Annotated in this window: 6 protein-coding genes and 2 pseudogenes; all 8 read left to right on the plus strand. The window is 37.5% G+C overall.

Going from position 1 to position 8,912, the window contains the following annotated elements; genetic code table 11:
• Window positions 1-387 precede the first annotated feature (387 nt).
• On the plus strand, window positions 388-1,752 hold the full coding sequence (locus tag BHE89_RS04340; protein ID WP_286145884.1) for a sucrose-specific PTS transporter subunit IIBC: 1,365 nt from the start codon (window positions 388-390) through the stop codon (window positions 1,750-1,752).
• 43 nt (window positions 1,753-1,795) lie between these two features.
• Window positions 1,796-3,161, plus strand: a pseudogene (locus tag BHE89_RS04345) (sucrose-6-phosphate hydrolase).
• Between the two features lie 51 nt (window positions 3,162-3,212).
• A complete protein-coding gene (locus BHE89_RS04350; RefSeq protein WP_069367137.1) occupies window positions 3,213-4,223 on the plus strand; it encodes a LacI family DNA-binding transcriptional regulator in 1,011 nt (336 codons plus the stop codon).
• Between the two features lie 83 nt (window positions 4,224-4,306).
• Window positions 4,307-5,168, plus strand: a pseudogene (locus BHE89_RS04355) (helix-turn-helix transcriptional regulator).
• A gap of 90 nt (window positions 5,169-5,258) precedes the next feature.
• A complete protein-coding gene (locus BHE89_RS04360; protein WP_069367138.1) occupies window positions 5,259-5,972 on the plus strand; it encodes an AzlC family ABC transporter permease in 714 nt (237 codons plus the stop codon).
• Window positions 5,969-6,283: an AzlD domain-containing protein gene (locus tag BHE89_RS04365; protein WP_069367139.1), complete on the plus strand. Its 315-nt coding sequence runs from the start codon at window positions 5,969-5,971 to the stop codon at window positions 6,281-6,283. Before BHE89_RS04360 ends, BHE89_RS04365 begins: the two co-directional genes overlap by 4 nt.
• Before the next feature lie 312 nt (window positions 6,284-6,595).
• Complete coding sequence (locus BHE89_RS04370; RefSeq protein ID WP_069367140.1) at window positions 6,596-7,840, plus strand: PfkB family carbohydrate kinase; 1,245 nt, start codon at window positions 6,596-6,598, stop codon at window positions 7,838-7,840.
• Window positions 7,840-8,769, plus strand: coding sequence for a tripartite tricarboxylate transporter substrate binding protein (locus BHE89_RS04375; RefSeq protein ID WP_128860318.1), 930 nt, complete (start codon window positions 7,840-7,842; stop codon window positions 8,767-8,769). The genes BHE89_RS04370 and BHE89_RS04375 overlap by 1 nt, the downstream gene beginning before the upstream one ends.
• Window positions 8,770-8,912 lie beyond the last annotated feature (143 nt).

Genomic DNA, 8,912 nt, shown 5'->3' on the forward strand with positions numbered 1-8,912 from the left:
TGTTATCAGTAACATTTATAAGGTTGCTGATTTGTTTTTATCTCTATGATTTTGTTCGTTTCAATAGTTATTTTTATTAATACTTAACGGGCATTTTTAGAGGCTATAATTATCTAACAATCAATTAACCTATTTAGCTAAACAAAAAAAATAAAACTTGTTTAGCTAAATGTTATTTTTTAATTGTTTAAATAAGTGAAAATAGGGTTAATAAATAGACTTTTTTGTAATTGAGATCACAATTAAATGCCCTTTATCTGTCTTTTTATTGCTATCTTGAATTGATTTTTATTTAATCAAGTTACTAGCTAAACCGTTTTAGTTTTCTCGATTAAACTAAATACTCGCTACATAAATAAAAAAGAATGACAGAGGCTATGATGAATATTGAAAAAAGTTGCTCACCAACTTGTGCCTTTATTAGGTGGTGCTGAAAATATTGCAAGTGCAGCACATTGCGCTACGCGTTTAAGACTTGTTCTTGTCGATGACTCAAAAGCAGACAAAGAAGCAATCAACAAATTAGAGGGAGTAAAAGGGTGTTTTAGTAATGCAGGGCAAATTCAGGTTATCTTCGGTACAGGATTAGTGAATAAAGTACATGCTGCATTTATTGCTGCCGCAGGTATTAGTGAATCAAGTAAATCTGAAGCCGCCAATATTGCAGCTAAAAAGCTCAATCCATTTCAACGAATAGCAAGACTGCTTTCTAATATCTTTGTGCCCATTATTCCAGCCATTGTGGCTTCAGGTCTATTAATGGGACTATTGGGGCTAATGAAAACGAATCAGTGGGTAAGCCCTGATAATGCACTTTATATCATGCTTGATATGTGTAGCTCCGCAGCATTTATTATTTTACCGATTTTAATTGGTTTTACTGCGGCAAAAGAGTTCGGTGGAAACCCTTATCTTGGTGCAACACTTGGGGGGATTTTAACGCATCCTGCATTAACTAATGCCTGGGGAGTTGCGGCGGGCTTTAATACCATGAATTTCTTTGGATTAGAAGTCGCGATGATTGGTTATCAAGGCACAGTTTTTCCGGTATTACTTGCCGTCTGGTTTATGAGCGTGTTAGAAAAACAATTACGTAAAGTTGTTCCTAATGCCCTTGATTTAATAATCACACCATTTTTAACCGTTATTATTTCGGGTTTTGTCGCATTATTGGTTATTGGTCCTGTCGGCCGTCTTTTAGGCGACGGTATTTCATTTATATTAAGTACACTGATTACAGAAACAGGTTGGATCGCAGGTGTTGTTTTTGGTGGACTCTATTCTGTTATTGTTATCACGGGTATTCATCATAGTTTTCATGCGGTTGAAGCTGGTTTATTAGGCAATCCAAATATTGGGGTTAATTTCTTATTGCCTATCTGGGCAATGGCTAATATTGCTCAAGGTGGTGCTTGTATGGCTGTTTGGTTTAAAACCAACGATGCGAAAATTAAAGCAATTACGATCCCATCGGGTTTCTCCGCTATGTTAGGCATCACTGAAGCGGCCATTTTCGGTATTAATTTACGTTATGGAAAACCTTTCATTGCAGCGTTGATTGGTGGTGCCGCTGGTGGAGCTTGGGTTGTAGGTTCTCATGTTTATATGACCGCCGTTGGTCTTACCGCTATTCCAGGGATCGCGATTGTACAAGCAGGTTCAATTATTAATTATATTGTTGGTTTAGTGATTGCATTTTTAACCGCTTTTATTCTTTCTCTGTTACTTAAATATAAAGTGGAGTCTGCATAAATGACAAAAAAGTGAAGGGTTATCCGCAATTTTACAAGCGGTTATGTGTAATAGCGCTAATGCCGTAAAAGATAAATACTATCCATGTTGGCATTTAGCACCAGTAACGGGATTATTAAATGATCCCAATGGATTTTGTTTCGATGGTGAGTATTATCACCTGTTTTATCAGTGGAACCCTTTGTCTTGTGAGCATAAAAATAAATGTTGGGGACACTGGCGTTCAAAGGATCTTATTACTTGGCAACATCAACCCATTGCTTTATTGCCTGATGAATTTTATGACAAAGATGGCTGTTATTCTGGCAGTGCAGTGATCAATGAAGGACAATTAACGCTCTGTTATACCGGGAATGTAAAATTTCAAGATGGCGCTCGTACAGCTTGGCAATGTTTAGCGGTAGAAAATAAGCAGGGTGGTTTTGATAAGTTAGGGCCCGTTTTAGGGCTTCCAGAAGGTTACAGTGGTCATGTTCGTGACCCTAAGGTTTGGCAATATAACGATATATGGTACATGGTGTTAGGTGCGCAAACTTTAGATAAACAGGGTAAAGTTTTACTCTATCGCGCCTCTCACTTATATCAATGGCAATTAGTCGGCGAGTTAGCAGGGAGTTATTTAGGCGGATTAGCTGATGCGGGTTATATGTGGGAATGCCCAGATCTCTTTGAGCTTAATGGACACTTTGTTTTATTAACTTGTCCTCAAGGTATCAAAAAAAGAACAACATCGTTTTTTAAATTCTCACTCTAGTGCTTATTTAATCGGGAGCTTTGATTATTCAACCTTACAATTTCAACATGGTGATTTAATTGAGCTTGATGCAGGATTTGAATTTTATGCGCCTCAAACGACATTAGCCAATGGCAGACGCCTATTATTTGGTTGGATGGGGGTTCCTGATGGAGAGGAAATGTATCAACCAACCATTGCTAATGGTTGGATACATCAAATGACTTGCCCCCGCGAATTACGGATAAAAGAAAATAAACTTTATCAACAGCCGGTAAAAGAATTACAGCAACTCAGACAAAATCCAGTCTATTGGCAAGGTTTGGCTAATGATGTACCAGACATTAACGAATTTTCAGTTGAACTTGAAGTCGAGCTATTTGGCTCTCTGACTATTTATTTTTCTGATACTCTTGCGTTAATCATTGAGAATAATCGCGCTGAGTTAAAACGTCGCAGTGTTAAAAACGGGGAGTGGCAATCACGTTTCTGGTTTGGTGATATAAAACATCTTCAAATATTATGTGATAACTCGAGTGTAGAAATTTTCTTTAATAATGGTGCGGGTGTGATGAGTAGCCGATTCTTCCCTTCAGAAAAACAGGCTATCCGTTTCTTGGGGAAAGACACCATCAACCTCACAACTTGGCAATTAAAGAATGCATTACCTAGTTAAAAACGATAAAACCGTTTACGTTCAGTAAACGTGACATTAAGTAGAATAATAGTGAAAAAACAAAAACGTATCACGATCACCGATATTGCAAAATTAGCAGGGGTTTCAAAAACAACGGCAAGTTTGGTATTAAATGGCCGAGGTAAAGAGATGCGCGTTTCTGATGAGACTATTGCGCGTATTACGTCCATTGCTGAACAATATCTGTATCAACCCAATATTCATGCCCGCTCTTTACGTGACAATCGTAGTTATGCATTGGGATTAGTTATTCCAGATATTACTAACTATGGGTTTGCTTCCGTAGCTTATGAGCTAGAAATATTATGTAGAGAAGCGGGTATACAATTACTCATTTCCTGCACTGATGAAAATGCCGCTCAAGAGACACTGGTAATCGAGCATCTATTATCACGACAGATAGATGGTCTGATTGTCGCTTCCTGTTTGCAAAGTGATGTAGAATATCAACGTTTGAGCCAACAAATTCCTGTTGTGTTATTTGATCGTTATTTTAAAGGAACAACACTACCTTTTGTTGTCACCGATTCAACAACCATGACACAACAACTTATTGCAGAGATTGCGTCAAAAAAAGGCATTGATGAATTTTACTTTTTAGGTGGACAATCAACGCTTTCACCCACCAACGATCGCCTTTTAGGTTTTACGCAAGGGCTTTCACAAGCGAATATCAATCTGGGATCAGAGTGGATCATACATGGGCATTATCACCCAAATTCCGGCTATGAAATGTTCGGCTCTTTATGCGCCTCTTTGGGGCGTCCACCCCAATTTGTTTTTACTTCTGCGTGTGGCTTATTAGACGGTGTTTTGCGTTATATAAGTCAAAATAAAATGATACAAAATAAAGTCTATTTAGCGGGTTTTGATGATCACTATCTTTATGATTCATTATCAATCCCAATAGATACCATTGCACAAAATAATCCTGAATTAGCATCACACTGTTTCCGATTGGTTATGGGATTAATTAACCAGACAAACTTAGACGTTCAGCAAATTTTTGTTCCAGCAAAAATTCATCAGCGACATAAGTAAGATTGAGCAATTTTATACAATCATCAGTATAGTGTTTATGATACAAGCTGATGATTTTTATTGTTGATGGAGTCAATTATTCAATGCGGCAAGAGCAGGCTAAACTTATCCACCTTCCTGAGCTGAATAGCCTTGCTTATCTGCAAGCTGAATATTTGCATCAAACGTTTTCACGTCACACTCATGAAGGTTTTTGTTTCGGTGTTATTGATGATGGTGCTCAACAGTTTTATCGCACAGGCAGTGAACATATAGCGCCTAAAGGCGATATTATTATTGTCAATGCAGATGAAGTCCACACTGGCTCATCCGCGGTAGAATCAGGTTGGGCATATCAAGCTATTTATCCCACGCCAGAGTATTTGCAAACATTAACGCAAGACTTACAACAAGAACGTGGTTCAATCCCATGGTTTCCTGATGCTGTTATTCACGATCCTGGTTTAAGTCAGCAACTTTTATTACTTTTTTCATTGTTAGAACAGCCCAATAATTTTCTTCTTAAAGAGTCATTATTACTTTCAACAATGGCAATGTTGATATTGCGTTATAGCAAAACACGAACTCAAGAAAAGCCTTTGAGTGCAATAGGACAACGGTTGCAATGGATAAGTGAATTAATGAATGACACACCTGAAAATGAATTTTCACTTAATACCTTAGCGGAAATGGCAAATTTAAGTCCTTGGCATTTTCTACGTCAATTTAAAAAAAGAGATGGGTATGACTCCCCACGCTTGGCTTATTCAAGCAAGAATTCGCAAAGCAAGGCAATTGCTTTCTTTAGGTCATTCGCTTTCTGATGTTACACAACTTTGTGGTTTTTCAGATCAAAGCCATTTCCATCGCCATTTTAAAAATGCCATTGGTGTTACGCCAGGTCATTATGTGAAAGGGCTTCGATTATCTTCCTCTTTAAAAACCCCGTCTTGTTATAAGAAATAAACAAAATAGCAATTTTATACAATCCCATTTATCTTTACTGACTAATAATCATTCTCCATAGAATTAATGTATTTGAAGTGAAAAACGTAAATGGAAAAAATCAGAAATAATCATGAAGATAGGCAAGTAATACGTGCTTTTGGTTTAGGTGCCTTGCATGTTTTGCCTTTATGCCTTGCCGTTATTCCTTGGGGAATATTAGCGGGATCAATGGCTGTCGATGCAGGATTAACCTTTGCACAAAGCGTCGGAATGTCTGCCATTATATTTGCTGGAGCAGCACAACTCGTCACACTAGGATTAGTCATTTCTGGTGCAGGTATGCTGACGATTATTGTTTCTGTCTTTTTTATTACAGCACAACATCTTTTATACGGATTGACATTACGTCCTCATGTTGCCCACTTAAAGTGGTATCAACGCATTACGATAGGCTTTTTATTAACAGATGAGCTTTTTGCGGTTTCAGCACAACCTAAAGTGAAGCTAACTCCCGCCTATATGATAGGTGCGGGATTATGTTTTTATTTATCATGGGTGGCGGTCAGTATTGTTGGTATTATTATGGCAAGCCAAGTTTCTGATTTATCAAGTTATCATCTTGATTTCTCTATTGTTGCCACGTTATTGGCAATTGTTATCCCATTAATAAAAACATTTAGCACGTTAGTGGGCGTTATTGTCTCTTTTTGTTTATCGATTATTTTCAGTTGGTTGAATATAGAAGGTGGCGTCGTTATTGGTGGGTTAACCGGCATGTTTATCGCTGTGTGTGTTGCTAGATTCAGAGGAGAACAAAAATGACATGGTCGTTATTATTAGTGCTGGCACTGGTCATTTTCATGTTGCGTTATTTCTTTCTTGAACCCGCGATCCCCGTCAAATTACCGTTAGTGATCAGACAAGCGTTAGGATATTCTGCACCTTGTTTATTAACTGCCATTTGTGCGCCAATCGTATTGTTAGAAAAGGGCGAATTTAGAGGTGTTTTAGATAATCCTTACTTATGGGGAACCTTATTATGTGTAGGATTAGCGCTTAAAATACGTCATACACTAGTGGTGGTTTTACTGACGTTAGTCGGCTTTTATCTGCTTAATACGTTGTTAAACTAAATATCGCGGTGATTTTATTTAACATTATATTTACATTTAAAACTATTATTTTTGTAATAATCTAATCCGTTATTTAATCAGCCGTCATTGAACGGCTGATCCTACCTCGTTTTTCTTTCTTATTATTCTTTATTCGACTCGTTTCACCTCTCACTTTTAGCGTATACCAATTGATATTGTGTTAAAAAAATGTGATCTAAATTGCTTCGATTTGGTTTTGCTTTTGTTTTTGGTTTTTTGTTTTGAATACCATCGCAGAATCACTGACCTAATCTCCTTATTCTCGTTATCAATGATACGGAGGCACTTTATATGTTTTCAGAAGAGCGGCGACAGGAAATTTACACCATCATCAGGGAACAAAAGAAAGTTAAAGTGGCTCAGCTTGCGGAAAAATTCAGTGTCACACTGGAAACGATCCGCAGTGATTTGAAATACCTTGAAGGAGAAGGGTTGATCAAACGTTGTCATGGTGGCGCCATACTAGGGAAACAAGAAATTAAAAAAATAAGTAAATTTAGTGATAGTTTTGATATTTCATGTTTATTACACGATTTATTAATCGTGAGAGAACGTAAAGATAGAAAGCCGGAAGGCAAAGTCTGTGTACTTGGATCGTTTGTGGTAGATATTATTGCTAATGTTGATTCTTTTCCAAAAGTCGGTGAGTTAATTAACTCTAAAAGTAATTCGATAGGTCCCGGTGGCAAAGGAACGAATCAGGCAATGGCTGCCAGTTTCTCTGATGCAAAAGTACATTTAATTACGAAAGTCGGTGAAGATCATTTTAGTAAATACGCTTATAAATATTTACAAGAAAGTGGTATTGATTCTTTCACGGTATTTCAAACAGAAATAGAGCCGACAGGCAGTTCAATTAGTTATTTAGCAGATAAAACACAAAACAATATTACAGCGACTTATTTAGGGGCGAACAATACATTCTCAGATCAAGAGATTGATATTTCTTTACCTTATGTAAGTGAAGCTGACGTGCTATTACTCCAAGGTGAAATTAATATAGAAGCCAATATTAAAGCTGCACTGTTTGCAAAATCAGTTAATAAAATAGTGATACTTAATGTTGCACCTTATAACGAAAATTTAAAGCAGCTTTATTCAGAGCTTGATTTTATTACCTTAAATGCGATTCAAGCATCACATTGGGCTGACATTGAAATAAACGATATTAATGACGCCAAACAGGCTATTGACGTTATTTCTGGTGATGAAAAAAAGAAAGTTATTATTTATATGGATAAGCTTGGTGTGGTCTATTTTGATGGACGAGCCACTTTTCATATCCCTCCTATGCCATCGTTACGAGTGGATACGATGGCAGCCACGGATGCTTTTAATGGCGCATTTGCTTCAAAAATAGCGGCAGGAGGCACAATGCATGAAAGTGTATTATTTGCCAGTGCTTTCCTCTCTGCATTTATAGAACAAAAAGGCGTAACAGCAATGCCTGTCCTTTCCCAAGTTCAGGCTCGCCTTAAATCAAGGCTTGAAGATATTCGGCCACAAATAATCTGCAATGAGAAAAGGTGCATATAATGAAAAAAACACTTCTGGCATTTACCCTATGCAGTTCCATTTTTTCACTTCCGGCTTTTGCTCAATACCCTGAAAAGCCGATTACGATTGTTGTTCCTTGGGCGGCAGGCGGTAATACCGATACGGTTGCACGTTTAGCCGCAAAAGGGCTACAAGAAGAATTGGGCGTTACTGTTAATGTGGTCAATAAAACAGGCGGCAGTGGTGTTGTAGGTCATGATGCCATTAAAAATGCAAAACCTGATGGCTACACACTTGGTATTGCAACGGTTGAAATTACCATGATGCATCATCAAGGAATGACAAATTTAACGTATCAAGATTACACACCGATTACACGTCTTGCCGTTATTTATGGTGGATTACAAGTCGGGAAATCTTCACCCTTTAAAAATGCACAGGAAATTATTGATTACGCGAAAGCAAATCCAGGGAAATTAAAGGCATCTGGCAGTGGCTTAAATTCAATCTGGCATCTTAATACTATTGGTATGTTGCGTGCTGCTGGATTACCTGATAATGCCATTCGCTTTATCCCATCTCAAGGGGCAAGTGCTGCATTACAAGAACTTGCTTCTGGTGGTGTTGATATTGTGACCTCTTCATTAGGAGAGGCGGACAGTATGGTAAAAGCGGGGTTAGTGAAGCATATGGCAATTATGTCAAATGAGAAATCAGCTTTTTATCCTGATGTTCCATTATTTAAAGAAGCCACACCTTATAATTGGGATTTGCAAGCGTGGAATATGTTAGTTGCGCCAAAAGGGTTAGATAAAGAAGTGCAAGATAAACTCACTGCTGCAATGAAAAAAGTGTATGCCTCTGGTGAATTAGCCGAATTTGCAAATAAACAAGGATTTGAAGTTATTGAATTATATGGTGATGATGCCACTCAATTTATGGCAAATGAAGATAAAAAAGTTTGGTGAAATTATAAAGAAATAACTGAGGAAACGGCTGAACAACAGCCGTTTTTATGCCTATGCTAAATCGTCATATTCTATCGCTACTATTTTGTTGCTTTGGTTTATTTCTTATTGTTTATAGTGCGTATTCATTGGGTGATTTTAAT

Source organism: Shigella sp. FC1967 (genome assembly GCF_001743005.1).
In the GTDB taxonomy this organism is placed as follows: Bacteria; Pseudomonadota; Gammaproteobacteria; order Enterobacterales; family Enterobacteriaceae; genus Proteus.

Bases quoted from the DNA above. Each gene is read 5' to 3' on its own strand.
- BHE89_RS04360 (WP_069367138.1), top strand. From the start codon at position 5,259: ATGGAAAAAATCAGAAATAATCATGAAGATAGGCAAGTAATACGTGCT.
- BHE89_RS04365 (WP_069367139.1), top strand. From the start codon at position 5,969: ATGACATGGTCGTTATTATTAGTGCTGGCACTGGTCATTTTCATGTTG.
- BHE89_RS04370 (WP_069367140.1), top strand. From the start codon at position 6,596: ATGTTTTCAGAAGAGCGGCGACAGGAAATTTACACCATCATCAGGGAA.
- BHE89_RS04375 (WP_128860318.1), top strand. From the start codon at position 7,840: ATGAAAAAAACACTTCTGGCATTTACCCTATGCAGTTCCATTTTTTCA.